At 61.5% G+C, this 23068-nt stretch carries 27 protein-coding genes; 13 read left to right on the forward strand and 14 right to left on the reverse strand.

Features of this window, described 5'->3' with window-relative positions:
- Window position 1: 1 nt before the first annotated feature.
- Together DXY30_RS02280 and purD are read right to left on the reverse strand one after the other, a co-directional pair.
- Complete coding sequence (locus DXY30_RS02280; protein WP_115093192.1) at window positions 2-2068, reverse strand: ATP-binding protein; 2067 nt, start codon at window positions 2066-2068, stop codon at window positions 2-4.
- Window positions 2065-3372, reverse strand: a complete 1308-nt coding sequence (gene purD / locus DXY30_RS02285) for a phosphoribosylamine--glycine ligase (protein ID WP_115093308.1) — start codon at window positions 3370-3372, stop codon at window positions 2065-2067. The genes DXY30_RS02280 and purD overlap by 4 nt, the downstream gene beginning before the upstream one ends.
- A gap of 58 nt (window positions 3373-3430) precedes the next feature.
- Between purD and DXY30_RS02290 the strand changes: the two genes are divergently transcribed.
- From DXY30_RS02290 to DXY30_RS14370, 9 genes are all read left to right on the forward strand, one after another.
- A complete protein-coding gene (locus DXY30_RS02290) occupies window positions 3431-4324 on the forward strand; it encodes a hypothetical protein (RefSeq protein ID WP_115093193.1) in 894 nt (297 codons plus the stop codon).
- Window positions 4321-5073, forward strand: coding sequence for a phosphoribosylaminoimidazolesuccinocarboxamide synthase (gene purC / locus DXY30_RS02295; protein ID WP_115093194.1), 753 nt, complete (start codon window positions 4321-4323; stop codon window positions 5071-5073). Before DXY30_RS02290 ends, purC begins: the two co-directional genes overlap by 4 nt.
- A 43-nt stretch (window positions 5074-5116) precedes the next feature.
- On the forward strand, window positions 5117-7327 hold the full coding sequence (locus tag DXY30_RS02300; protein WP_115093195.1) for a BamA/TamA family outer membrane protein: 2211 nt from the start codon (window positions 5117-5119) through the stop codon (window positions 7325-7327).
- Window positions 7327-8154, forward strand: a complete 828-nt coding sequence (lpxC, locus tag DXY30_RS02305; protein ID WP_115093196.1) for a UDP-3-O-acyl-N-acetylglucosamine deacetylase — start codon at window positions 7327-7329, stop codon at window positions 8152-8154. The genes DXY30_RS02300 and lpxC overlap by 1 nt, the downstream gene beginning before the upstream one ends.
- Window positions 8151-8606 (forward strand): 3-hydroxyacyl-ACP dehydratase FabZ, encoded by a 456-nt coding sequence (fabZ, locus tag DXY30_RS02310; RefSeq protein WP_115022337.1) that lies wholly within the window; start codon window positions 8151-8153, stop codon window positions 8604-8606. The genes lpxC and fabZ overlap by 4 nt, the downstream gene beginning before the upstream one ends.
- A 5-nt stretch (window positions 8607-8611) precedes the next feature.
- Entirely contained in the window at window positions 8612-9436 is an 825-nt protein-coding gene (gene lpxA, locus DXY30_RS02315; protein WP_115022335.1) for an acyl-ACP--UDP-N-acetylglucosamine O-acyltransferase, read from the forward strand.
- On the forward strand, window positions 9436-10617 hold the full coding sequence (lpxB, locus tag DXY30_RS02320) for a lipid-A-disaccharide synthase (protein WP_115093197.1): 1182 nt from the start codon (window positions 9436-9438) through the stop codon (window positions 10615-10617). The genes lpxA and lpxB overlap by 1 nt, the downstream gene beginning before the upstream one ends.
- Window positions 10614-11234 (forward strand): peptide-methionine (S)-S-oxide reductase MsrA, encoded by a 621-nt coding sequence (gene msrA, locus DXY30_RS02325; RefSeq protein WP_115093198.1) that lies wholly within the window; start codon window positions 10614-10616, stop codon window positions 11232-11234. The genes lpxB and msrA overlap by 4 nt, the downstream gene beginning before the upstream one ends.
- 166 nt (window positions 11235-11400) lie before the next feature.
- Entirely contained in the window at window positions 11401-11583 is a 183-nt protein-coding gene (locus tag DXY30_RS14370; protein WP_115022302.1) for a hypothetical protein, read from the forward strand.
- Here the strand turns inward: DXY30_RS14370 and DXY30_RS02335 are convergent, their stop codons facing one another.
- From DXY30_RS02335 to DXY30_RS02365, 7 genes are all read right to left on the reverse strand, one after another.
- Window positions 11584-11820 carry a hypothetical protein gene (locus DXY30_RS02335; RefSeq protein WP_115093199.1) on the reverse strand — a complete coding sequence of 79 codons (237 nt, stop codon included), beginning with the start codon at window positions 11818-11820 and terminating at the stop codon, window positions 11584-11586. It lies immediately after the preceding gene.
- Complete coding sequence (locus DXY30_RS02340) at window positions 11817-13286, reverse strand: leucyl aminopeptidase (protein WP_115093200.1); 1470 nt, start codon at window positions 13284-13286, stop codon at window positions 11817-11819. The genes DXY30_RS02335 and DXY30_RS02340 overlap by 4 nt, the downstream gene beginning before the upstream one ends.
- A gap of 63 nt (window positions 13287-13349) precedes the next feature.
- Window positions 13350-13793, reverse strand: a complete 444-nt coding sequence (locus tag DXY30_RS02345; protein WP_115093201.1) for a hypothetical protein — start codon at window positions 13791-13793, stop codon at window positions 13350-13352.
- Window positions 13790-14362, reverse strand: a complete 573-nt coding sequence (locus DXY30_RS02350) for a GIY-YIG nuclease family protein (protein ID WP_115093202.1) — start codon at window positions 14360-14362, stop codon at window positions 13790-13792. Before DXY30_RS02350 ends, DXY30_RS02345 begins: the two co-directional genes overlap by 4 nt.
- Complete coding sequence (locus DXY30_RS02355) at window positions 14362-14931, reverse strand: hypothetical protein (RefSeq protein WP_115093203.1); 570 nt, start codon at window positions 14929-14931, stop codon at window positions 14362-14364. Before DXY30_RS02355 ends, DXY30_RS02350 begins: the two co-directional genes overlap by 1 nt.
- Window positions 14932-14979: 48 nt before the next feature.
- A complete protein-coding gene (locus DXY30_RS02360) occupies window positions 14980-15312 on the reverse strand; it encodes a hypothetical protein (protein ID WP_115093204.1) in 333 nt (110 codons plus the stop codon).
- Between the two features lie 26 nt (window positions 15313-15338).
- Window positions 15339-16040: a response regulator transcription factor gene (locus DXY30_RS02365; RefSeq protein ID WP_115093309.1), complete on the reverse strand. Its 702-nt coding sequence runs from the start codon at window positions 16038-16040 to the stop codon at window positions 15339-15341.
- A gap of 196 nt (window positions 16041-16236) precedes the next feature.
- On the opposite strand from DXY30_RS02365, the gene DXY30_RS02370 reads away from it, so the two are divergent.
- Genes DXY30_RS02370 through pyrF form a run of 4 tightly spaced genes read left to right on the forward strand, consistent with a single transcriptional unit; the run spans window position 16237 to window position 19716 of the window.
- Complete coding sequence (locus DXY30_RS02370; protein ID WP_115022290.1) at window positions 16237-16566, forward strand: DUF1825 family protein; 330 nt, start codon at window positions 16237-16239, stop codon at window positions 16564-16566.
- A gap of 44 nt (window positions 16567-16610) precedes the next feature.
- Complete coding sequence (gene tyrS, locus DXY30_RS02375; RefSeq protein WP_115093205.1) at window positions 16611-17858, forward strand: tyrosine--tRNA ligase; 1248 nt, start codon at window positions 16611-16613, stop codon at window positions 17856-17858.
- 50 nt (window positions 17859-17908) lie between these two features.
- Window positions 17909-18916 carry an aminoglycoside phosphotransferase family protein gene (locus tag DXY30_RS02380; protein ID WP_115093206.1) on the forward strand — a complete coding sequence of 336 codons (1008 nt, stop codon included), beginning with the start codon at window positions 17909-17911 and terminating at the stop codon, window positions 18914-18916.
- Window positions 18917-18975: 59 nt separating this feature from the next.
- On the forward strand, window positions 18976-19716 hold the full coding sequence (pyrF, locus tag DXY30_RS02385) for an orotidine-5'-phosphate decarboxylase (RefSeq protein ID WP_115093207.1): 741 nt from the start codon (window positions 18976-18978) through the stop codon (window positions 19714-19716).
- Between the two features lie 515 nt (window positions 19717-20231).
- Here the strand turns inward: pyrF and plsY are convergent.
- The 5 genes from plsY to DXY30_RS13495 form a co-directional block, all read right to left on the reverse strand.
- Complete coding sequence (plsY, locus tag DXY30_RS02395) at window positions 20232-20828, reverse strand: glycerol-3-phosphate 1-O-acyltransferase PlsY (RefSeq protein WP_115093310.1); 597 nt, start codon at window positions 20826-20828, stop codon at window positions 20232-20234.
- A gap of 133 nt (window positions 20829-20961) precedes the next feature.
- On the reverse strand, window positions 20962-21180 hold the full coding sequence (locus DXY30_RS02400) for a type II toxin-antitoxin system YoeB family toxin (RefSeq protein ID WP_115093208.1): 219 nt from the start codon (window positions 21178-21180) through the stop codon (window positions 20962-20964).
- Window positions 21177-21416: a type II toxin-antitoxin system Phd/YefM family antitoxin gene (locus tag DXY30_RS02405; protein ID WP_115093311.1), complete on the reverse strand. Its 240-nt coding sequence runs from the start codon at window positions 21414-21416 to the stop codon at window positions 21177-21179. Before DXY30_RS02405 ends, DXY30_RS02400 begins: the two co-directional genes overlap by 4 nt.
- 77 nt (window positions 21417-21493) lie before the next feature.
- On the reverse strand, window positions 21494-22456 hold the full coding sequence (locus DXY30_RS02410) for a DUF3086 domain-containing protein (RefSeq protein WP_115093209.1): 963 nt from the start codon (window positions 22454-22456) through the stop codon (window positions 21494-21496).
- Window positions 22457-22736: 280 nt separating this feature from the next.
- Window positions 22737-23057, reverse strand: coding sequence for a hypothetical protein (locus DXY30_RS13495; RefSeq protein ID WP_137006772.1), 321 nt, complete (start codon window positions 23055-23057; stop codon window positions 22737-22739).
- Between the last annotated feature and the right edge of the window lie 11 nt (window positions 23058-23068).

A 23068-nucleotide genomic window follows, 5' to 3' on the forward strand; every position in this document is an offset into this window, starting at 1 on the left:
TCTAAAGCTCGACGGCCTCGGCGATGGAGTTGCGACTGCGACGCTCTGCTTGTAGTTGCAACTCATCTTTGTCGGCTTCCGCTAACGGCAGCTCAAACCAGAAGGTGGTGCCGACTTCAGGCTCACTCACCATCTGAATTTGAGCCCCGTGTTTCTCGAGGATGCCCTGCACGATTGAGAGGCCCAGCCCGGTGCCCACTTCAGTGTGAACGGCATTTTCGACCCGGAAGAAGCGATCGAAAATGCGTTCCTGATCGGCATTACTGATGCCGCATCCCGTGTCGGCGATTTCCACCCTGAGCTTGGGCAGCGGTGAGGTGAGGGCGCAGGTGGGTCCATCACTTCCCGTGATCGCTGTTCCCTCCACCGAACAGGTGTCGGGCCAGGCATAGGCCCTCAGCGCGAGGGGGCCACCGGGGCGGCTGAACTTGAGGGCATTGCCCATCAGGTTGTCGAGCACCTGGAGCAGAAGGTCCCAGTTGCCCAGCACCTCAGGCAAGTCTTCCGGAACATCCAGCACCAGCTCAACCTGGCGATCCTCGGCATTCAGCCTGTAGGTACGCAAGGTCTGCTCCATGGCCGGGCGCATGCTGATCGGTTCGAACTGCAGTGTTCGACCCGACTCCAACCGGGAGAGGTCCAGCACATCGTTAACCAACCGGGTGAGTCGATCGGTTTCGTCGTTGGCAACCCCGAGAAACTCCTTGTGTTCTTCAGGGCTGAGCTGATCGCCGAGGTCGTGCAGGGTTTCGACGTAGCTCTTGATGTTGAACAGCGGGGTGCGCAATTCGTGGGAGACGTTGCTGATGAAACGGCTCTGGGCTGCATTCAGCTCCACCTCGCGGGTGAGGTCCTGGATGGTGACGGCGATGCCTTTGAGGCTTTCTCCGCTGGCATCACGCACGGCCTGTAGAACGATGCGCAGGGTGCGGGCTGGTTCCCCCACGCTGCAGCGCAGATCTTCACTGTCAGAGGCACCACCAAGCAGTGCATCAAGGGGACTATGCAGTTCGATCGCCAGAAGTTCGGGTAGTTCTCCCACCAGCTCCTGGCCTTCCAGGCTGCGCCCTTCCCAGCGGAACAGGCGCCTCGCTGTGGGATTCGCCAGCACGATCCTGCCGTCGGCATCCAGCAGCATCGCCCCGTCCGCCATGGTGGCGATCAACGATTGCTGCTTGACCTGGGCAGCCGTGAGTTCCTCGATGTTGGCTTCGTCATAGGCCTCGAGCTGAGAGGCCATGGCGTTGAATCCATTCAGTAACTCTCCCAGTTCCCCTCCCACCGGCAGGTCAACACGAGTTCCGAAGTTGCCTGAGGCGACGGAGCGCACCCCCCGCAGCAGTTCCTTGACCGGACGGGTGATGGTGAGGGCGTTGAACACGGCTCCAAGAATCACCAGCACCCAGATTGAGATGAACACCGCCACCGTGACTTCGCGGGTGAGGGCTGCACTGGCCAGGGCGGTTTCATTCGGGTTCACACCGAGGCCGAGCACGCCGTAGTACTGACCTCCCCGAATCAGGGGGACAAACACGTCTGTGACGGCCCCTTGGGGCGTCAAGTGTTGCCGAACCAAGGGGTTCTGGGGGCGTCGGCGCAGCTCGTCAGGCAGTTCCAGCCGGCGATTCAGACGCAGTTCCCCATCGCCATTGCTGGGGGTGGCGCTGATGGGGATCCCCAAATAAACGACGCCTTCAGGATCGGCGAAGAAGATGTAGCGAACGCTGCGACTCGAGCGCCAAAACTTTTCGGCGACGTTGGCGAGCTCACGGTCCTGCCCCTGGGCCACCAGTTCGGTGACATTTCCGGCCAGCAGCAAGCCAAGATCCCTGGCATAGCGCGTGTCGCTCATCACTGCATCGCGCTGAATTCCATTCAGCGCGAAAAATGTGATGCCTGTCATCATCAAACTCACCACCAGGGTGGCGATCGCCAGCAGCTTGGTCTGGAGGGTGAATTCCGCCCACCAGGCGGTGATGCGGTCCCACAGGTTCTGGTCTTCCCCCGGGGGTTTGCCTTGGGGGGGAAGAGCCCAATCAGCGATGGTGGCTCCGCTGCTGCTGCTCATCCGCCCGAGCGCACTTGATGACCTATATCGCGACGGTAGGTGATTCCGGCGTAATCCAGTTGGTTCAGACCGTTGTAGGCCCCTGCAAACGCCGCATCGAAGTCATCGCCCTGGGCTACCACGGCCAGCACCCGGCCCCCTGCGGTGAGCAGTTCCCCGGTGCTTTCGCGGCGGGTGCCGGCGTGGAACAGCTGATGGTCGGGGCTTGGGGGGAGGTCGATGCGGATGGCATCGCCTTTGCGGGGGGCTTCTGGGTAGCCCTCCGCTGCGGCGACAACGCAAGCACTGCAACGGTCGGCGATGCTCAGCTGCGGGGCCAGATCAAGGCGGCCCAGGGCACAGGCCTGAAGTACAGCGGCGATCTCGGGGCCCAGTAGGGGCATCAACGTCTGGCATTCGGGATCACCGAAGCGACAGTTGAATTCAATGACCTGGGGGCCATCGGCCGTGAGCATCAGGCCTGCATAGATCACCCCGCGGTAATCGATACCGCGACGTCGTAGGGCCTCCAATGTGGGCTCGAGCACGAGGTGGCGCACGGCGTCGAGCCCGTCGGCATCCAGAAGCGGGGCGGGGGCATAGGCGCCCATGCCACCGGTGTTCGGACCGCGATCGCCTTCATTGAGCCGCTTGTGGTCCTGCGCTGGTGGCAACAGCACCATCCGCTCCCCATCGCACAGGGCGAAAACCGACACTTCAGGACCCTCCATCCGCTCTTCCAGCACCAGCTGAGAGCCCGCAGCACCGAACCGCCCTTCGAAGGCCTCGCGGATAGCGGCTTCCGACTCCTCCACTGTGTTCGCCACCGTGACGCCCTTGCCGGCGGCCAAGCCATCAGCTTTGACCACCAGTGGACGTTGCACCTCCCGCAACACCGCGAGCGCTTCCGCCTCATTGGCCACCGCCCAGTGGCCTGCCGTGGGGACCCCGGCCTCCTGCATCAGCTGCTTGGCCCAGGCCTTGCTGGCCTCCAGTTGGGCGCCCTCTGCTCCTGGACCGAACACGGAGAATCCTGCATCGCGCAGGGCATCGGCCACGCCAGCGGCCAGAGGAGCTTCCGGCCCCACCACCACCAGATCAACGGCGTTCTGCTGGCAGAGGGCAATCAACCCATCGCTATCGGTTTCGGCCACGGCCAGGGCGCTGCCTTCATCGCCCCCATTCCCTGGGGTGATCCAGACCGTATCCAGGCCGGGGCAACGGCTCAGGGCCCAGGCCAGGGACTGTTCCCTGCCGCCGCCGCCGACGACGAGGGCACGTTGGAGAGTGGGCAGCGTGCTGGGACGGGTGGACGAGATGGCCATGGTTTCGGAAGGAACGGTTTGGGCCTCGTAGGTTTTCCTTTGTAGACCGCAGCCCGTCATGGGGACTCCCCTTTTCCCCTTCGCTCTCACCCTTCTGGCTGCTCTCACGGCGGCACCCGATCCGCAGGTGATGAGCGAGGAACGCTTTCAGACCGTTCTCGTTGAGATGGATGTGGCCGCTGCGGAGCAGGCCTGTCTGGACCCGCTGATCGCTGATACCGATCGCCGTCGCCAGGACTTGCGCGATCGACTTTTGGCGTTGCATCCCGTCATCGATTCGTTGGACTTGGTGTTGGAGAACGCCGAAGCCTTAATGAGCTGTGGCGCACCCGAAGCGGCGGCGGTGGTGCTCAATCGCTACAGCCCAAGGGCTGGCGATGAACGGCGGAAGTGGCTGTTGCTGCGCTGGCGAGCAGCAGCTGCAGCCCTGGATCACCGCCAGGCGGCCTTGGCCCTACGGCGTTTGGTGGTCGGCAACCTGACCGCCCTGAACGCCCCGCTGTTGCCAGGTGAGGTCAATGGCCTGGATCAGTTGGCTTTGCACGAGGCAGCCCAGGGCCGAAACGCTGTGGCTGTGGAGGTGCAGCTGATGGCGGATCTGTCAGGTGTGCAGGGGGCGAGGCGGCTGGCGCGAGCGGTGCAATGGCTCGATGCCGATCAGTTTGAGCAAGCCGATCAACTGCTGGAAACCGCCTTGGATCAGGCGGCGGCGGCAGAGGTCTGGGGATTGGCGATGGAGCTGTTGCGTCAGCAGCTGCAACTGCAGCTGGCTGCAGGGGGCGATGGCGCCCGGCCGCGGCAGCGGATGGAACGGTTGGCCACTGTCCTTGACGACCGCTATGCCCTCCAGCAACTGCAGCCGGAGAACGACCCCGATCCCCTGCTGCGTTCACCGCGGGACCCCGGAGGCCATGCTGATGTAAGTCCTTCTGCCATTGCACCGTCGCCATGACGCCCGATCACGGAGAGCTGCTTTACGAGGGCAAGGCGAAGCGGGTGTTCGCGAGCGCGGATCCCGACCGGGTGCTGGTGGAGTTCAAAAACGACGCCACGGCCTTCAATGCCCAGAAAAAAGCCCAGCTGGAGAATAAAGGTCGGCTGAATTGTCAAATCTCGGCACGGTTGTTCGAGCTGCTGGAGCGCGAGGGGGTGCCGACCCATTACTGCTGTCTGGCCGGGGAGACCTGGATGCAGGTGCGACGGGTGGAGATCATTCCCTTGGAGGTGGTTCTCCGCAACACCGCCACAGGATCGCTCTGCCGTCAGACCCCAATCGCCGAAGGCACACCCATCGATCCAGCCCTGTTGGATCTGTATTACAAGGACGACGCCCTTGGGGATCCGCTGTTGACCGAGGCCCGCGTCCATTTGCTGGGTGTGGCGGACCCAGCGCAACTGTCAGCAATTGAACAACTTGCCCGCAGGGTGAATGGGATGCTGCGGCCTTTTTTTGAAGAAATTGATCTGCAGCTGGTGGATTTCAAGTTGGAGTTGGGGCTGGCGTCCGATGGAACACTCCTGCTCGCTGATGAGATCAGCCCTGACACCTGCAGGCTCTGGGACCGCCGCAACAGTAACGCCGAGGACCGGATTTTGGACAAGGATCGCTTCCGCAAGGATCTCGGCGGGGTGATGGAGGCCTACGGGGAGGTCCTCAAACGGGTCCAAGGCGCCTGCGCCAACCCACGCAACTGCCTGTAAGGTCGGCGCACCTTTTTGTGGCTTCGGCCCAGCCTGCGCCTCGATGACACGCCGTTCGTCTCGCCGCTCCTCGGTTGCTGTTCGTCGCACGGTGTTGGGTCTGATGCTGGGCATGCCCCTGGTTGCCCAGCCGGTGCTGGCCCAGGAGTCCCCGCCGTCTGCCGCCGACACGGTCGAGGTGGAGGAGACGATTGTTGAGGAAACGGTTGTTGAAGAGACTGTTATTGAGACGCCCGTTGTCGAGCAGCCCAGGGTTCTGATCTCCGAGGTGCTGATTGAGGGCATCGAGGGTCACCCGGAGGAGGAACGCCTTCAGATCTCCACTTATGACGCGATGCAGGTGCGTCCGGGGATGCGTGTCACCCGGGAGGAGCTGCAGAACGATTTGAATGGCATTCAGGCCACGGGCTGGTTCTCAGATGTGCGGATCGTTCCCCAGAACGGACCGCTCGGCGTGCAGGTGGTTGTGCAGGTAGCTCCCTTCCCCTCCCTGAGTGCTGTTGAGATCAGTGCCGACGATGAGGCTCTTCTGCCCGATGCGGTGGTGGAAGAGACGTTTGCGTCGGATTACGGCCGCACTCTCAACCTCAACGACCTGCAGCAGCGGATGAAGGCCTTGCAGGGCTGGATGGCCAGTGAGGGCTACTCCCTGGCTCGGGTGTCTGGTCCTGAACGGGTCAGCCCCGATGGAGTGGTCACACTGAAACTGCTTCAGGGCAGCGTGGCTGGCGTCGAAGTCAAATTCCTCAACAAGGAGGGGGATGACACCGATGAGAATGGAAATCCCATTGGCGGTAAGACCAAAGAGTGGGTGATCACCCGGGAGGTCTCGATTCAACCTGGAGATCCCTTCAACCGAAACAAGCTTGAGCGGGATATCAAACGGTTATACGGAACCCAGCTCTTCAGTGATGTGAAGGTGACGCTGCGGCCTGTGCCCGAGGTGCCAGGGGATGTGTTCATTGTTCTAGGCATTGTTGAGCAGTCCACCGGTCAGCTTTCTGGCGGCCTTGGCTACAGCCAGAGCCAGGGCGTGTTCGGTCAGGTGCAGGTACAGGAGACCAATCTCTTTGGACGTGCCTGGACTCTGGGTACGAACATCACCTACGGCCAGTACGGCGGTCTGGCCAACCTCAACTTCTCGGATCCCTGGATCTACGGCGACAACCACCGCACCAGCTTCCGAACGTCTTTGTTCTTGAGCCAGCAGGTGCCTCAGGTCTTCCAGAGCGAAGACAACGGCAACATCCGCACGGCCAAGGACTACGTCGACAACAACACCAACAAGGCCTACCGGACAGGCCGCAATTACGGCTTCACTGATGGAGATGCTCCGGGCAACATCAAAAAGGCCGAGGACGAATATCCCAATCGCAGTTGGTTTGACTACGAGGGAGACACGGTGGTGCTGCGCAAGACCGGCGGCAGCTTTTCCTTTGCCCGCCCCTTGAACGGTGGTGATCCTTACAAGGACGCCAAGTGGAATGTGCTTGCCGGCATGTCCTTCGCTGAGGTGCGGCCGATCAACTTTGCCGGTGACTCAAGGCCCTACGGCGTCTCCACAAATAACTTGGGCAAGAAAGTTAAAAACGACGACATCATTTGCGTGTCGTACAACTGCGCCGACAGCAACACCCTTGTGGGGGTGCGTGTCGCCACCACCTACAACAATTTCAACAATTCTCGCAATCCCACTAGCGGAAACTTCTTCACCGCCGGAACTGAGCAGTTCGTCGGCATCAATAACGATTCGCCCACCTTCAACAGACTTCGGGCCAGCTACACCCAGTTCTTCCCGGTGGACTGGCTGAAGCTTCACAAGGGTTGCCGTCCCAAGCCCGGTGAAGAGGCCGATTGCCCGCAAGCCATCGGTGTGCAGATCAAGGGTGGCGCCATCATGGGTGAAGCACCTCCATACGAAGCGTTCTGCATGGGTGGATCCAACTCGATTCGGGGTTGGTACGACTGCGACCTGGCTGTGTCCAAGGCCTTCAGTGAACTCACAATCGAGTACCGCTTCCCCCTGATCAGCATCTTCTCTGGTGAGGTGTTCATGGATGCCGGCACCGATTTCGGCACTCAGAAGGATGTGCCAGGCAAGCCGGGCCTGCTGCTCGATAAGGATGGCTCCGGTGTTTCGCTGGGTACCGGTGTGATTGTCACCACGCCCGTCGGTCCGATCCGACTTGAGGTGGCCAGCAAGGACTTCGCCTCCGACTGGCGCTTCAATCTGGGAGTGGGCTGGAAGTTTTAGTGACCAGCTGGCCTCAGGACTACTCAGCTGCCTGGACCCTGGCGGCTGAGACAACATGCTCCGGCGTCGGTCTCCACAGTGGAGCTGAGGTCACGGTTCAGCTTTGCCCGACGGATCAACCGGGATTCCACATGCGCTTGCCGGGGATGGAGCAACCGATCCAGCTACGGCCGGATCAGGTGCGTGACAGCCCGTTGTGCACCACGCTGGATCTTGGCCCCAGCAAGGTGGCCACCGTTGAACATCTGCTGGCGGCCCTGGCGGGTTGCGGCCTCAGTCATGTCGAGATCGTGGTCAGCGGTCAGGAAGTCCCCCTGCTGGATGGCTCAGCGCTGGTTTGGGTGGAGGCCATCGCTGCGGCGGGTTTGGTGTCTGCGGCAACCCCCAGGCCGGCTCCACCCCAGTTGGACCAACCACTCATGCGTCATCGCGGCAGCAGTGTGATCACGGCCACCCCGGCGGACCGCTTCGGTGTCGTGGGAATTATCGATTTTCCTCAGCAGGCCATCGGCCGTCAGCAGTTCGCCTTGGAACTCACGCCCCAGCGGTTCGTGGATGAGATTGCTCCGGCACGCACCTTTGGCTTCCGGGAGCAGGTGGAGCAGCTGCGCGCTGCCGGCTTGATCCAGGGTGGAGCCCTGGACAACGCCCTGGTCTGTGACGGCGATCAGTGGATGAATCCTCCGCTGCGGTTCGAGGATGAACCGGTGCGCCATAAGCTCTTGGATCTGATCGGCGACCTGGCCCTCGTCGGTTTTCCCCAGGCACAGGTTCTTGTGTACAGGGGATCCCATGGTCTTCACACCGATCTCGCAGCCGCTTTGTGACTGAATCCACCACCCCAGACATCGTGCTCACCAGCGAGCAGATCGCCGGTTTGCTTCCGCACCGTTACCCCTTTGCACTGGTGGATCGGGTCATTGCCCATGAGCCCGGGGTTTCGGCCACGGCGATCAAGAACGTGACCATGAACGAGCCCCAGTTCCAGGGGCATTTTCCAGAGCGCCCACTGATGCCTGGGGTGCTGATTGTGGAAGCCATGGCGCAGGTGGGCGGGTTGATCGTGACCCAGATGCCCGATCTGCCAAAAGGACTGTTCGTTTTTGCCGGCATCGACGGGGTACGCTTCCGGCGCCCTGTGGTTCCTGGAGATCAGCTGGTGATCCGCTGTGAACTGCTCAGCCTTAAGCGCAAGCGCTTCGGCAAGGTCAAGGCAGAGGCCACGGTTGACGGAGATCTGGCCTGCTCCGGCGAATTGATGTTCTCCCTGGTGGATTGAGCGCGATGTCGCAGCAAACGGCGTCACAGCAGATTCACCCCACGGCAGTGGTGGACCCGAAGGCCGAGCTGGCCTCGGGGGTGGTCATTGGCCCTGGCGCAGTGGTCGGCCCTCAGGTGGTGATCGGAGAGAACACCTGGATCGGTCCCCATGCCGTGTTGGACGGTCGGCTGACCCTGGGGCGCGACAACAAGGTGTTCCCGGGTGCCTGCCTCGGACTGCCGCCGCAGGATCTCAAGTACCGCGGTGCTGAAACCGAGGTGCTGATTGGGGATGGAAACACGCTGCGGGAATGCGTGACGATCAACCGGGCCACCGAAGAGGGAGAGGTGACCCGTATCGGCAACGGCAACCTGTTGATGGCTTACTGCCATCTGGGGCATAACTGCGATCTCGGAAACAACATCGTGATGTCCAATGCCATTCAGGTGGCGGGCCACGTTGTGATCGAAGACCGTGCCGTGATTGGTGGCTGTTTGGGCATTCACCAGTTCGTCCATATCGGTGGGATGGCGATGGTGGGAGGGATGACCCGCGTGGATAGGGATGTTCCGCCGTACTGCCTGGTGGAAGGCCATCCGGGTCGTGTTCGGGGTCTGAACCGGGTGGGCCTGCGTCGCAGTGGCATGGCCGGCAATCACGACGGCGCTGAACTCAAGCAGCTTCAGGAGATCTGGACCCTGATGTATCGCTCCGATCTGGTGATTGCCGATGCGCTCAAGCAGGCTCGAGTCCAGGCGTTGCTGCCGGCCGCCGAGCACCTCTGCCGGTTCCTCGAGGCATCCACTGGTCAGGGGCGACGGGGTCCGATGCCACTGCAGGGCCGCTGATGGTTCGGCTGCTGATCAGCACCGGTGAAGTCTCCGGTGATCTTCAGGGCAGCCTGTTGATTCGGGCCCTGCGGTTGGAGGCGGAACGGAGGGGCCTTGAGCTCGAAGTGCTGGCCCTCGGTGGACCGCGCATGGAGGCGGCAGGGGCTTCGTTGATCGCTGATACCGCGCCGATGGGGGCGATCGGTCTGTGGGAGGCCGTCCCGTTGATTCTTCCCACGCTGCGGCTGCAGGCCCGGGTGGATGCGCTGCTGGAGGAACGGCCCCTCGATGGGGTGGTGCTCATCGACTACGTCGGAGCCAATGTGCGCCTGGGCACACGGCTGCGGAGGCAACGGCCCCACCTGCCGATCACGTACTACATCGCCCCCCAGGAATGGGCCTGGCGCTTCGGTGATGGCAGCACCACCCGTCTGCTGGAGTTCACCGACAAAATCCTGGCGATCTTCCCGGCGGAGGCCGAGTTCTATGCGGCCCGCGGTGCGGATGTGAGCTGGGTGGGTCATCCGCTGTTGGACAGCTTCCAGAATTTGCCTGACCGCGCCAGCTCCCGACGCCAATTGGGCTTGGATCCCGAGGCGCCGGTGTTGCTGCTGCTGCCGGCATCCCGGCCCCAGGAGTTGCGCTACCTGATGCCACCGTTGGCCCAGGCGGCGGCCCTGCTGCAGCAGCGCCACCCTGATCTTCAGGTGTTGCTTCCCGCCGGGCTGGAGCAGTTCGAACAACCCCTAGCTGCTGCGCTTGAGGAGGCCGGTGTGCGCCATGCCCGGGTGATTCCTGCCGCTGAAGCGGATGCTCTTAAGACCACCCTTTGTGCGGCGGCAGATCTCGCCCTGGGAAAATCCGGCACGGTGAATTTGGAACTGGCTTTGCAGGGGGTTCCGCAGGTGGTGGGATATCGCGTTAGCCGACTGACGGCGTGGGTCGCACGCCATGTCCTGCGGTTCCAGGTGGACCACATCTCACCGGTGAATCTGTTGCTCAAGCAGCGGTTGGTGCCGGAGCTGCTGCAGGACGAGCTCACCGCAGAAGCTTTAGTGGAGAGGGCTTTACCCCTGTTGACCGCCACACCGCAGCGCCGGGCGATGCTGGAAGGGTATAAGCGGTTGCGAGCCAGCCTGGGTTCTCCCGGAGTGACCGGACGGGCTGCTAAGGCCATTTTTGATCAGGTGATCGGATGAAACGAACGCTGCTTCTGCTGTCTACCTGCTTGATGCTGTTCTGCTGGCCCCAGAGCGCCATGGCCGAACTGGAGACAGCGGTCTTCGCCGGTGGTTGTTTTTGGTGTTTGGAGCACGACCTGGAGGACCTGCCCGGGGTGCGTGATGCCGTGAGCGGCTACAGCGGCGGGCATGTGGAGCGACCCACCTACCGCCAGGTCAGCAGCGAGACCACTGGCCATCAAGAAGTAGTGCAGGTGCGTTTTGATCCCGAGCAAATCAGCTACTCCGAGCTACTGCGCAGCTACTGGCGCAATGTGGACCCCCTTGATGACGGTGGTCAGTTCTGCGACCGCGGCGATTCCTACAGGCCGGTGATCTTTACGGCCGATGCCGCTCAGGCCCAGGCTGCTGAAGCCAGTGCCGAGGCGGCGGCCCGCGAGCTGTCGCAACCGCGGGCCGCACTGAAAGTGGAGCTCAGGGAAGCGGCTCGGTTTTGGCCTGCAGAGGGCTACCACCAGAACTACGCAGAGAACAATTCCCTCAAATACAACTTTTATCGGTTCAGTTGCGGTCGCGACCGTCGCCTGGATGCGGTGTGGGGTGATAAGGCGCGAACCGGTCAGCCATGGCGTTAAACCACTGAATTCGGTCAACTTCCTTAAGAAATAGACAATCAACCTGTTGAAAAGATTAAGCGCCGCAACCTGATTGATTCAGCAAGTTCTCAGTGAACAGACGGGTTCCCAGCCATCGACCAGGCTTGCGGCCATGCTTACGATCAGTCAGTAAGTGGAGGAATGTATGTATCTGCTGACCATTAAGGATGGTCTTGGCACCCGTCACATCGGTCCCTATCCGTCGCCAAAGCATGCGTCGGACGATCTTGATCGTGTGTTGGAAACTTGCTCTGAGCGAGCACGGTGGCAGATCCATGCGCTCGAAACGCCAAGCCGATCGCTTGAACTTCAAGCTGTTGCGTCCTGATCAGCTCTGACGTCGCCCTGGAAAGCCACGGGTGAGACCGCTGTCAATCATCAGTCCAATTCCGGCATTGATACAGATCAGGCTGAGGGTTCCGTACCAGAACCAAGGGCCACCGTCGTTGCCCAGCATTTGAACGACCTTGCGGCTGATCGCTTCGCCGAACAGGCAGAGGCCCACCGGGAGCAGAAGCACCCCCAGCTGAGCCTTGATATACCAGCGCACCCGGGATCGAGTCATGACTGAGCCAGCACCCAGTTCACCAGGGTGCGTACGCCGTATCCAGTGGCACCGGCTGGATTGACGCCTTTGCCCTTGTCACTCCAGACCGGCCCGGCGATGTCGATGTGGGCCCAGGCAGTGTCCTTGGCCACGAATTCCTTGAGGAAGAGGGCAGCTGTGATCGAGCCCCCCGGCCGCGGACCGGTGTTCTTCATGTCAGCCAACAACGACTTCAGCCCATCCTTGTAGGACTGCCGCAGGGGCATGCGCCACAGGCCTTCACCGCCGGAATGGGCGGCGGCATCGAGGGCTTCCGCCAGGTCGTCGTTGTTGGACCACAGCCCGGCCATCTCATCGCCGAGGGCAATGACGCAGGCTCCGGTGAGGGTGGCCAAATCCACAACGGCATCGGGTTCCTGCTCACAGGCGTAGAGCAGGGCATCGGCGAGGGTCAACCGGCCTTCAGCGTCGGTGTTGTTGATCTCGATCGTCATGCCGTTGGCGGCCGTGACGATGTCACCGGGGTGGACGGCAGAGCCGTTCACCATGTTTTCGCAGGAGGCCACCACCATGTGTACCTCAACGCCGGCTGGCTTGAGTTCAGCGATGCTGCGCATGGCGCCCAGCACAGCGGCGCTCCCGCCCATGTCGAACTTCATCATGTCGATCTGCGCCGCCCCCACCTTGAGGTTGTAACCGCCGGAATCGAAGGTGAGGCCCTTGCCCACCAGGGCGACGCGGCGATTCACTTCGCCCTCTGGGCGGTAAATCAGGTGAATGAATTTGGGCGGTAGATCGGAGCCCTGGCTCACGGCCAGAAAGGCGCCCATGCCTTTGGCTTCGCAGTCGCTGCGCTCCAGCACCTTGAGCTCAAGGCCGTGGTCGCTGGCGATGCCAGCGGCTGTTTCCGCCAGGGCGGCCGGGGTAACCACATTGGGGGGGGCGGCCACCAGCTCCCTGGCCAGCTCCACGCCGGCACAGGTGGCGTTGACCGCCATAAATCCGCTGGCGGCGGTGGGGTCGAGGTCGATCAGCTCAAGAGCTTCGGGAATCCGGCGTGGTTCCGCCTCCTTGCGGAAGCGCTGGTCTTTGTAAAGGCAGAGCCGCACGGCTTCAGCACTGATGCGGGCCGCTTCGGTGGCATCGGTTCCATGCCATGGCAACTGCAGTCCCAGAGTGCCTCCACAGCCGATCGCGGCCTTGGCTGCACGGGCAGCGGCGCCGCGCAGGCGGTCGATGTCGATTCCATCGGCGTCGCCCAGGCCCAGCACCACCAGGCGCTCTGGGCCGGCACCCAGGGGCGTAATCACCAGTTGATCACCCGGCTTCCCCTTGAACTCCTGCTGTTTCAGGGCGTCGGTGATCCCCGCAAAGCGCTGTTCCAAGGCCGTTGCGGTTGCATCGGCATCGCCCTGGGGTAGCCCCACCGCCAGCACATTGCCGTTCCACTCCTGCAGACCGTTGGAGGACAGGGAGAAGCGCATGGATGGACGCATCGGCAAAGAACGAGCGTAGCGATCCTGCGCGACGCCTTTGCACCTTGCTGATCAGGGCGAACAGCGCTGGTTCAGGGCGGTGATGATCAGCTGCTCGGCGTCCGGTTGGCTCTGGATTACGAAGGCTTCCTGCTCGAGTGCAGTGTTGTTGGACTTGTAGTGGTTGTGCAGCAGATAGCGGATCCGGCTCACCACCGCTGGATCAACCTTGCGTTGCACACCGATCAGCGAGAGCGCTCCGTTGGGACAGCTCTGGGCGGCATGCACCGCTTCATGCAGCAACACGGCCCGGGTGATGCCGAGCTCCCGCACCAGGGGCGAAATCTCCAGCCGTTTCTCCGCCGGGATGAAGCGTCCGTAGGTCTGCCCCGGGGGCTGCCGGACGTCGATCGTGAAGCCATTGCGCAGAAGACTGCGCTGCAGTTGTTCCAGATCAGTAGCGGGGGCTGGCAGGGCCAGCAGCAGCAGCGCCAGCGCCGCTCGGATTGGGGTCACAGCTCGGCGGTGAAGGGGGTGGCCCAGCGTTGGCGGGTTTCCTTGTTGAAGGGCGGCCACCAGCGTTGAATCAGCTGTTGTTCCAGGGCCCGCCGTGCGCGGGTGGCCTGAGGTACATCGCAACTGAAGCGGATGCTCAGCTGGGCACTGAGCTCGCAGCGCTGAAGGGCTTCGCCGTAGGCGGCGAGGTAGGCCTTGCAGTCGTGATCGCCTTTCCAGCGGCGCTCGGCGGCGAGCGTTTCTCCCACATAGAGCAGAAGAGGCTGCTCCAGTTGGGCTGGCCGATCCATCACCAGGTAGATCGCCGCACCCCGATGGGACGGTTCCGGCCAGCGCCAGAAACTCATCGCCAGGGGGGTCAGCGTCAGTGGATCCAGGGCCGCGGCAGCGTCGTTGGTGGCGGAGCCGAACAGATCCCCTTGGGCGGCGTGAGTTGTTTCGCCGCGGAAGAGCGGCGCCTGATGGTCATGCAGGCGCTGTTGCCAGGAGATCAGCTGCTCCCGTTGCAGGGGTAGCTCAGGTGCATTGCTGAAGGCCAGCGCCTCGGTGGAGAACAGATCTCCCTGCATTAGTGCAGTGGCAGGCTGGGGCCGGACCGGCGGTTGCCGAAACTCACCCGGCCGATCAGGTCTTCCACGGTGCTGGCGGGAAGGCAGAGCCGTTCCTGTAGATCAGCCAGATCTTTGAAACCGGAGCTGCGTCGCTCCCGCAGCAGGCTGGCCAGCCGTTGCTCTGGCCAGCAGAGCAGCTCGAGCTGATCGGCGCTGGCGTTGTTCAGGTCCAGGGGAGTGGCCTGCGGCTGCAAAGGTGCATCGCCATGCCAATGGAAGACGAGATGCGGAGTCCAGAGCCTGCTCAGATCGATGGGCAGCTCCAGCAGCCGGAACAAATCATCTGCGCAAGCGAATTGCACGCCCCCCTGTTGCAGGCGCACCAGTAGATCGGCCATGTCCTGGCTGCAGCCGGGCAATTGCAGCCACTCATTGCGGCTGGCCCGATTTACATCCATTACCCAGGCTGGAGGCTCGGCCTCGATCGCTAATGGCTGTAGTGGCGCTGGACGGGGTGGTGTTGGCAGTTGCCCGGTGGCCTGCAGCACCCGCCTGGCCAGGGGATCCAACCAGTGGCTGCGGGGCATGCTGCTCAGCAGAGATGGGCCGACATTAACGAGTGTGGTGGGGGTGCGTCAGCGCAGGGCGCGCACAAGACCCTCGCAGCCCCCCTGTTCGTTGATGTAGCGGCGCATCAGGTCGTCGTAACCGGGAGCGCTTTGCACCTCCTCGCGCTCGGCATCGCTGACCCCTTTGCTGAGCAGAAACTGGTTGGCGATGTTGCGGGCCTTCGCGGGTTTCATCTGTTTGGTTTCGATCAGACAACGGGCATTGGCCTCGGCGATGGTCACCAGGGCGGTCGTGCGCTCGCTTGCGGCATCCACTGTCTGGATCCCGAGGCCGCTGACGCTGAGAACGACCAGGGCTGCGGTGGCGGCGCGTCGGACCATGGCGTCAAGACCGTTCAATTCATCTCAGGATGGTCCCTTTGGGGCTAAGGGGTCCAGCGGGGAATCGGCATCGGTGGATCCACCAGATTGTGTTGAAAGGCCATCAGCACAGCCTGGGTACGGTTCCTGGCATCCAGTTTGCGCAGCAGTCCTGTGATGCAGTGCTTGGTGGTTTCAATCGAGATGTGGAGTTGATCCGCAATCTCCTGATTGCTCAGGCCGCGGCAGAGGCCACGCAGCACGTCTTCTTCCCGCAGGCTCAGCACGTCGCTGATCGGATGCCCCACCCCTGCCAAGCTGCGGTCGTGATGGGCCACGCCGGCAATCACCGGATCCATGTGGCTGCCATCGCTTTCCATGGCGCGCAAGACGCTGAGCAAGCCGCCGTCGCCAATGCGCTCATGGCTGCAGAGACCGTCGCAATCAGCCGCTGCAGCGGCACGAATGGTGCTGAGCAAGGGGCGTTGGATCAGCATGAGGCAGCGCAGCGAGGGTTGGTGGGCCTTGGCTGCTGCCACCAGGGAGGGGCCGCTGCCGCGTTCGAGCCTGTCGCTGCAGATCAGTAGATCGGCGGCCGTATTGCTGAGGCAGGCCAGTGCTTCCGCTTCGGTGCTGGCAGCCCCCACGATGGAGCCGATGCCATCGAGGCTGTGCAGCAGTCCGCTGACCAAAACCCGATCGGCCGAAGCGACCACCAGACGACGCCCCTCCAGCAGGGGCCGGTTGCGCTGGGGCAGCTCACGCATCGCGGCCAGCTGAGCGGTGAAGTTCACATCCTGAATGCAGCCCGAAACTCACCATGAATCCCATGCCGCCTGCGGGCGGTGCTGGTCAGGAAGACCGTACAAAAATCCCGCCTCAGGCCTCGGCAAGGTGCGGCGATTACCCCTCAAACAAGTCGATTGTTCTTGGCAGAATTGCCTGTGCCCAGCGCGACTCGACATGGCCTTCTTCGATTCCGACATCGTTCAGGACGAAGCAAAGCGGCTGTTCAGCGATTACCAGCAGCTGATGCAGCTGGGCAGTGAGTACGGGAAGTTCGACCGGGAGGGCAAGAAGAAGTTCATCGAGACGATGGAAGAGCTGATGGGCCGCTACCGGGTGTTCATGAAGCGCTTTGAGCTCTCGGAAGATTTCCAGGCCAAGCTCACGGTGGAGCAGCTGCGCACCCAGCTCAGTCAGTTCGGGATCACCCCCGAGCAGATGTTCGAACAGATGAATTCCACCCTCGAGCGGATGAAGGCCCAGATCGAGCCTCCCTCGCCGAGCTGAACCAGCACTCGTACGATCGCCAGCGCCCGCTCGTTGCGCACCCCATGTCGGACTCAACCCCGTCGCTGCCGAATTGGCTGTCCCGGGGCATGGCCGATTTGTTCCCGGCCGGCGACCCGAGCGACGCTGATCAGGCCCTTGCGGCACGGCTGGTGCAAGCCGAGAAGGAGGGCAGGCCGCTGAGGGTGAAGCTGGGCATTGACCCCACCGGCAGCAACATTCATCTCGGTCACAGCATCCTGTTCCGCAAGTTGCGGGCTTTCCAGGACGCAGGCCATACGGCGGTGTTGATCATCGGCGATTTCACGGCGCGGATCGGCGATCCCACGGGCAAGAGCGCCACCCGGGTGCAGCTCAGCAAGGAGCAGGTGGCTGCCAACGCCTCCACCTATCTGCGCCAGCTGGGGCAGGACCAGCCCAAGGAGACGGCGCTGCTCGATTTCGAAACGCCTGGACGCCTCGAGGTGCGATACAACAGCGAATGGCTGGAGGGAATGGACCTGCCGGCGGTGATTGGGCTGCTCGGCACCGGCACCGTGGGCCAGATGCTGGCCAAGGACGACTTCTCCAAGCGTTATGGCAGTGGCACCCCCATCGCCCTGCATGAATTCCTCTACCCGCTGCTGCAGGGCTATGACTCGGTGGCGGTGAACGCTGATGTGGAGCTGGGGGGCACTGATCAGAAGTTCAATGTGGCCATGGGCCGTGATCTGCAGCGCCATTTCGACAAGGGCACCCAGTTTGGCCTGCTGCTGCCGATCCTGGTGGGTCTCGACGGGGTTCAGAAGATGAGCAAGAGCCTGGGCAACGTGGTGGGGCTGGAAGAGGATCCGCTCTCGATGTACTCCAAGCTGGAGAAAGTCGGCGATGCGGCGATCGACGACTACGTCACGTTGCTGACTGACCTGGATCTGGCCTCCTTGCCGGAGAACCCACGCGAGAAGCAGAAGGCGATGGCCCTGGCGGTGACCGCCAGCCGCCATGGTCTGGCCGCGGCGCAGAAGGCGCAGAGCGATGCCGCCACCCTGGTGGGTGGCAGCGGTGATGCCGGTGCCGATGTGCCCGAGGCCTCGCTGGCGGAGGTGAACTTCCCGGCCAAGGCGTTCTATCTGTTCAGCGCGGTGGGGATCTGCGCCAGCAGCAGTGAGGCCCGCCGCCAGATCAAGGGCGGTGCGGCGCGGCTGGAGGGAGAAAAGATCACCGACCCGAACCAGGAATTCGCCTCAGCCGCGGAGCTGGAGGGCAAGGTGCTGCAGCTGGGCAAGAAAACCTTCCGGCGGCTGACGGCTTGAGCCGCCAGTAATCCCCCTTTTGGGGGATCCGCCAAGAGAGCACTGGCGCGATGGTGAGTTCATCCGAGCCAAGATCAATGCCAGCGCCTGAAACTGAATTCAGATCAGATCAGCAAATTGCTGCTGATTTCTTGCTTTATCTGCAATCGGAATTTGAGGATCCTGTCGAGTATGAGTTTGAGCCGACCCGCCTGACTGGAGGTTTTGATGCTCGGCTGTATCGCTACAAGCTTGTTGGCCAGGAACCAAGAGTCCTTCGCATTCTGCGTCCTGCCCGTGAGGCGGAGGAGCTTTTGCACCATCAGTTTGTTCATCAGATTATGAATCACAGGGGTCTGAAGACCCCTGTGATTCATCATGTTTGTGGAGATCAATCAGTCTTGGGTGGTGTCTTTGCGGTCATGGATTTGGTGCCCGGCCAGCCTTTGATTGAGCAGAAGCCAGAGCTCCATGCCAAAGTCTTGGGCGAGTCGATGGCCACCATGCATGAGCTGGATGTGAGGCCCATCGTTGAGTCGTTCAGGCGAGCTGGTGTCCCTGATGAGCTTTTTTTAAGCCCTGCTATTGATCAAAGATCCTTGGATTTTTGTGTACAGAAGATCCCTTGGGCTTCGGAATTGATTCTTTGGCTGCGCGATCATTTGCCCCTTGATGGGCAGGATGTTGCTGTGATCCATGGTGACTATCACGGCAATAATTTGATGTTTCAAAATGGCTCTGTATCAGGAGTGTTGGATTGGACGTTTCGTATCTCTGATCCTGCTTTGGATCTGGCCCACACGATGAATGATTATCTGGTTTTTGTTCCCCAGATTGATCCAACTGCGTCGTCTTGTTTTTGGGAGCAGATCATTGATGAAGCTCTTAAGGCTTATCAAGCGATCAGACCTCTGAATTACGAGCGCATCAAGGCCTTTCGTGTTCTTCATCTTTTGGGTGCGTTGACTGCCGGTGCTGCTGCTTTTGGCCCCGAATTCATGCGTAAGCCTGAATCGCAGCGCGAGTATCTGGCCTTTATCGAGCAAACGACAGGCCTCACGCTGTCGTCCTCAGCCTGAACCCTGGTTGAGGACCACCTGCCGGCGCGACAGGATGGACTTCGGATCACCCGCTTGCCTTGGCTCCGACGCTCTCCTCTGACCCCGCCGATCGGATCATCGTGGCCCTCGATGGCATGGCGCCAGAGCAAGCGCTGCATTTTGCCGCCCAGGTGACGGGGCTGCGTTGGGTGAAGGTGGGCCTGGAGCTGTTCGTGCAGGCCGGCCCTGAGGTGGCGGCGCAACTTCGGGATCAGGGCCTGCGGGTGTTTCTCGACCTCAAATTTCACGATATCCCGGCCACGATGGCGGGGGCCTGCAGGCGGGCTGCGGCGCTGGGGGCGGAATTGATCACCGTGCATGCCTGTGCTGGCAGCGAAGCGCTCAAGGCGGCCCAGGCTGCTGCGGTGGAAGGCGCCCAAAGCGCTGGGCAAGCCATTCCAACGCTGCTGGCAGTGACGGTGCTCACCAGTTGGGAGGAGCAACGGTTGCAACGGGAACTCGCCATTGCCCAGGGCATCGCCGAACGGGTGCCGGCGTTGGCGCAGCTGTCGGCAACTGCCGGCATCGGCGGCTGCGTCTGTTCACCCTTGGAGGCCGCGGCGCTGCGGGCACAGCACCCGGAACCGTTCGCGTTGGTCACCCCTGGAATTCGCCCCAAAGGCACCGCAGTCGGTGATCAAGCCCGGGTGATGGCACCCGCTGAGGCGATTGCAGCGGGTGCCAGTCAGCTGGTAATCGGCCGGCCGATTACTAAAGCTGAAGATCCCAGCGCCGCGTTTGAGCTTTGCTGTGAGGAGTTGCTTGGTCTGGTTGGTTGATTGATTGTCGATAACGATCCTAGTGAGACCGAATGAAGCAATGACTTGTTGTGTGTCTGCAAACGATTCTCACATGATTAAAAGTCTGTATGAATTCGATCCTGGTATTGCTTTGTTGACTTCATTTCTGTTGACGAAGAGAGGCTGGAAGTCAGTATTTAGCGTTGCAAGCTTTTGCTTCCGGCGTTATCAAGATATTGACAAGGGTTGATCCGCGTTCTCCTGCTTGATCAGCCAGTTGGCTGATGGCAGTGTGATTGATGGCTGGGGCCCTGAATTGGGTCGCTGTTACGGTTTTCAGGGTGCATTTGTGCTTCTCAGCCAGCAGTGGGACCATTCCCGTCTGATTTGGCGCCTGCAGGCTGAGAAGGGTTAGGCAAGATTTGTCATAACCACTCACTAGCTTGCTGTCCGTTTCTGGTCAGCTTTAGTTGCGCATGGGGAGGCGATGTGATTTCTGATGTCTGCCTGGACGATCAGGTTGAGGATGGCCAGGGTGATGCCTACCGCTCCACTTAAGACTTCTGCCCGATTGTGGGTTCGGTGCCCGCCAGCAGTCGTTCAATGTTGCTGCGATGGCGCCACAGCACCATCAGGCTGGCTACCAATGACACCACCACATAGGCGCTGCTGCTGCCAGAGATAACCATCAGTGCTGGCAGGCTGATGGCGGCTACCACGCTGGAGAGCGACACGATTCTGCTCAGGCTGATCGTGGCCATGAACAAGCCAAAGCATGCCAGCCCCACCGGCCAGGCTAGGCCGAGCAACATCCCTAAGCCGGTGGCCACCGCCTTGCCGCCTTTCCAGCCCAGCCACAACGGCCAGATGTGCCCCGCCAGGGCAGCCAGGCCCGCCAGCACCTGCAGCCAGTCGTTGAGGCCAAAGCTGCGTGCCAGAAGTACCGCCAGAGTGCCCTTGCCCACATCCACGAGGAACACCACCAGGGCAGGGCCTTTGCCCACGTTGCGCAGCACGTTGGTGGCGCCGGTGCTGCCGGAGCCACACTCGCGCAGGTCGATGCCCTTCAACCAGCGGCCGGCGAGGTAGCCACTAGGGGTCGACCCCAGCAGGTAGCCAATGGCCAGAAGCAGTAAGGAGGTGAGGATCACAGAAACGAGCGCGGTTACGAGATCGCGGCTGAATCGAAGCACGGCGCGGGTCGGTTTGCACGGAGCCAGTGCTCGCTTCGTCGACTAAGCCCCAAATACATCTTTCGCGCTTGGTGGATGCGGCGGCGTCCGGTCAGTCGTAATGGCTCCACAGGCGCAGCACTTTCACCAGCTGTTGATCCGCTTCGGCGCTATACACGAGTCGATGTTGGATGTTGATCCGCCCGGAATAGGCCCCTCGCAGCCCACCACCCACCAGTGCCTTGAAGGGTGGTGGGCTGCGCCATGGGTCTTCAACCAGTTTTCGAGCATCTTTCTGGGCTAGTCGGCTGAACACCACTCGCCAACTCACCAGCCGAGCTCCTCGTTCATCGCATCGGCTGGCGTGGCCATTCCTTCAAGAATGGATTCGCGCATGCCCGGGATCGAGGTGAGATAAAGCGTTTCTTGGATCGCTCGCCAGTCTTGTTCGGAGAGGAGCACGGCGCTGACACGTTTGCCTTGATTCTCAATGGATTCATGGTATCCAGGCACTTCGTCGATCAACGAGAACAGGTATTTGCGTGCTTCCGTTACACAGAGATCGATCCCATCACCCCAGGTCGATCTACGAAAGATCGTACCGGTGACTGTCTGATGCGACAGGGGATCGATTTGCTTGGCGCCTACAGAAATTCGACGTCGTCGATGCGCTCGCCCGGTCCGGCCGCGAATGCCAGCCAGAGTGGGAACTGCAGCACGGGGATGTCGACGCTGCGTTCGGCGGCATCGATCAGGATCAACGGCACTTCGCCCCGTTCTTCCAGCCGGTCGGCCCGTTCCACCAGGGCTTCCGGGCGTTCGAACAGCATGATGCCGCTGCTGGGGCCGAAGTCTTCCCTCCCCAGCCCCAAGGCATCCTGCAGACCCCGTCGCCATTCACCGAGCCGTTCCGGTCCGCCGGCTAGCACTATGCACTGGAATTGGTCGCCGTAGAGCTCGCCGATGATCGCGATCAGGGCGGCGCTGGCCAGGATGTTGCGGGGCCGGGTGCCTCGGCTGGGCTGGGCGCCGCGTCCGCCTTGGTTGAAGAACCAGTCCTCTAGCAGGGCGATGTCTTTGGCATCAACGCTGCGGCGCAGGGTCCAGGGATCGGCATACACATCCGGCTGTTGGAGGAAGCGCTGCAGCGAATCGCGGATGAGCGCTTCGTCGGGGCGGAAGGTGTCGGCCACCGCTGGTGGCGGAGTGCTCTCACCGCCCTTCTCTGATGCCGTTGCGTTGTCTGCGGTCTGATCGAGGGGGGAGGGCTGCACCACCATCGGCTGCACCACCAGCTCCAGGTTTTCCACGCTCTGCACCAGGTCCTGCAAGGCGCCGCCCAGATACTCCTGGAAGCCCTTCACGCGGCGGGCGATGGCGTCCGACTGACCGGCGAAGTTGGCCTGCAGTTCGGTTTCGAGCTGCTGCTTGCGGGAGGTGAGGGCGGTGATCTCCGCCTCCAGGGCATCGCGGCGGGCCTGCAGATCCTTCAAGGCCAGTTCCAACAGCTTGTTGGCAGACGCATTGGGGGCTGTGCTGTCCTCGCCCGATGCCACTGGCTCAGCGTTGGTCTGCGGCGGGCCCGTTTGCTCGGTGTCGTCAGCCATGGCGAGATGGAATTACATCCATTTCAGCCGAAAGGGTCGAGGTGGGTCCAGCCATTGATGCAAAAGCGGTGCCTGCTGAGAGAACGACATGTCGAGCCATGCCTCTGAGCATTGGGCCATGACAAGTAGGATTTTGCGCTTGGGTGGCATCTAAGGAGATGATTTGATTGTATTGATATAGATGATTATTTTTGGTTGCGATGAATAAGGCATTTATCGAACAAATGTTTTCTAGTGGCATTCCTGAATGAACTGCTTACTTGGCAAAGGAGGGCTTTGCTTAATATTTAGCGTTGCACGCTCTTGCTTCTGGTGTCATCATCAAATTGACAATTGATGGGCCATTGTCCCCCAGGCCCGTTGCGGCCTGGCTGATGGCGGAGAGTTCTTTGCCGGTGTAGCGACTCTGAAAACTATTGGCCATGCAGTTGCAATATCTCCTTTGGTTGGAGACTTCCTCCGTTTTCCCTTGATTGCAGCCGCGCTCAAAGCCATCTCGGAATTGCTTGACGAGCTGCCTGTCGGGCTGAGCAGGCACAGCAATTGGAATCATGCTGATGCCAATTGCAGCAGCAAGGCTTATGGCGAGGGAATGTTTCATGGTAAGCACAC

It is taken from the genome of Synechococcus sp. UW106, assembly GCF_900474015.1.
In the GTDB taxonomy this organism is placed as follows: domain Bacteria; phylum Cyanobacteriota; class Cyanobacteriia; order PCC-6307; family Cyanobiaceae; genus Parasynechococcus.

Bases quoted from the DNA above. Each gene is read 5' to 3' on its own strand.
- DXY30_RS02370 (WP_115022290.1), top strand. From the start codon at position 16,237: ATGGCCTTCTTCGATTCCGACATCGTTCAGGACGAAGCAAAGCGGCTG.
- DXY30_RS13495 (WP_137006772.1), bottom strand. From the start codon at position 23,057: ATGAAACATTCCCTCGCCATAAGCCTTGCTGCTGCAATTGGCATCAGC.
- DXY30_RS02335 (WP_115093199.1), bottom strand. From the start codon at position 11,820: ATGACTCGATCCCGGGTGCGCTGGTATATCAAGGCTCAGCTGGGGGTG.
- DXY30_RS02300 (WP_115093195.1), top strand. From the start codon at position 5,117: ATGACACGCCGTTCGTCTCGCCGCTCCTCGGTTGCTGTTCGTCGCACG.
- DXY30_RS02280 (WP_115093192.1), bottom strand. From the start codon at position 2,068: ATGAGCAGCAGCAGCGGAGCCACCATCGCTGATTGGGCTCTTCCCCCC.
- DXY30_RS02350 (WP_115093202.1), bottom strand. From the start codon at position 14,362: ATGCAGGGAGATCTGTTCTCCACCGAGGCGCTGGCCTTCAGCAATGCA.
- lpxB (WP_115093197.1), top strand. From the start codon at position 9,436: ATGGTTCGGCTGCTGATCAGCACCGGTGAAGTCTCCGGTGATCTTCAG.
- DXY30_RS14370 (WP_115022302.1), top strand. From the start codon at position 11,401: ATGTATCTGCTGACCATTAAGGATGGTCTTGGCACCCGTCACATCGGT.
- DXY30_RS02340 (WP_115093200.1), bottom strand. From the start codon at position 13,286: ATGCGCTTCTCCCTGTCCTCCAACGGTCTGCAGGAGTGGAACGGCAAT.
- DXY30_RS02355 (WP_115093203.1), bottom strand. From the start codon at position 14,931: ATGCCCCGCAGCCACTGGTTGGATCCCCTGGCCAGGCGGGTGCTGCAG.
- DXY30_RS02410 (WP_115093209.1), bottom strand. From the start codon at position 22,456: ATGGCTGACGACACCGAGCAAACGGGCCCGCCGCAGACCAACGCTGAG.
- purD (WP_115093308.1), bottom strand. From the start codon at position 3,372: ATGGCCATCTCGTCCACCCGTCCCAGCACGCTGCCCACTCTCCAACGT.
- DXY30_RS02290 (WP_115093193.1), top strand. From the start codon at position 3,431: ATGGGGACTCCCCTTTTCCCCTTCGCTCTCACCCTTCTGGCTGCTCTC.
- lpxA (WP_115022335.1), top strand. From the start codon at position 8,612: ATGTCGCAGCAAACGGCGTCACAGCAGATTCACCCCACGGCAGTGGTG.
- msrA (WP_115093198.1), top strand. From the start codon at position 10,614: ATGAAACGAACGCTGCTTCTGCTGTCTACCTGCTTGATGCTGTTCTGC.
- tyrS (WP_115093205.1), top strand. From the start codon at position 16,611: ATGTCGGACTCAACCCCGTCGCTGCCGAATTGGCTGTCCCGGGGCATG.
- DXY30_RS02380 (WP_115093206.1), top strand. From the start codon at position 17,909: ATGGTGAGTTCATCCGAGCCAAGATCAATGCCAGCGCCTGAAACTGAA.
- DXY30_RS02365 (WP_115093309.1), bottom strand. From the start codon at position 16,040: ATGCGTGAGCTGCCCCAGCGCAACCGGCCCCTGCTGGAGGGGCGTCGT.
- purC (WP_115093194.1), top strand. From the start codon at position 4,321: ATGACGCCCGATCACGGAGAGCTGCTTTACGAGGGCAAGGCGAAGCGG.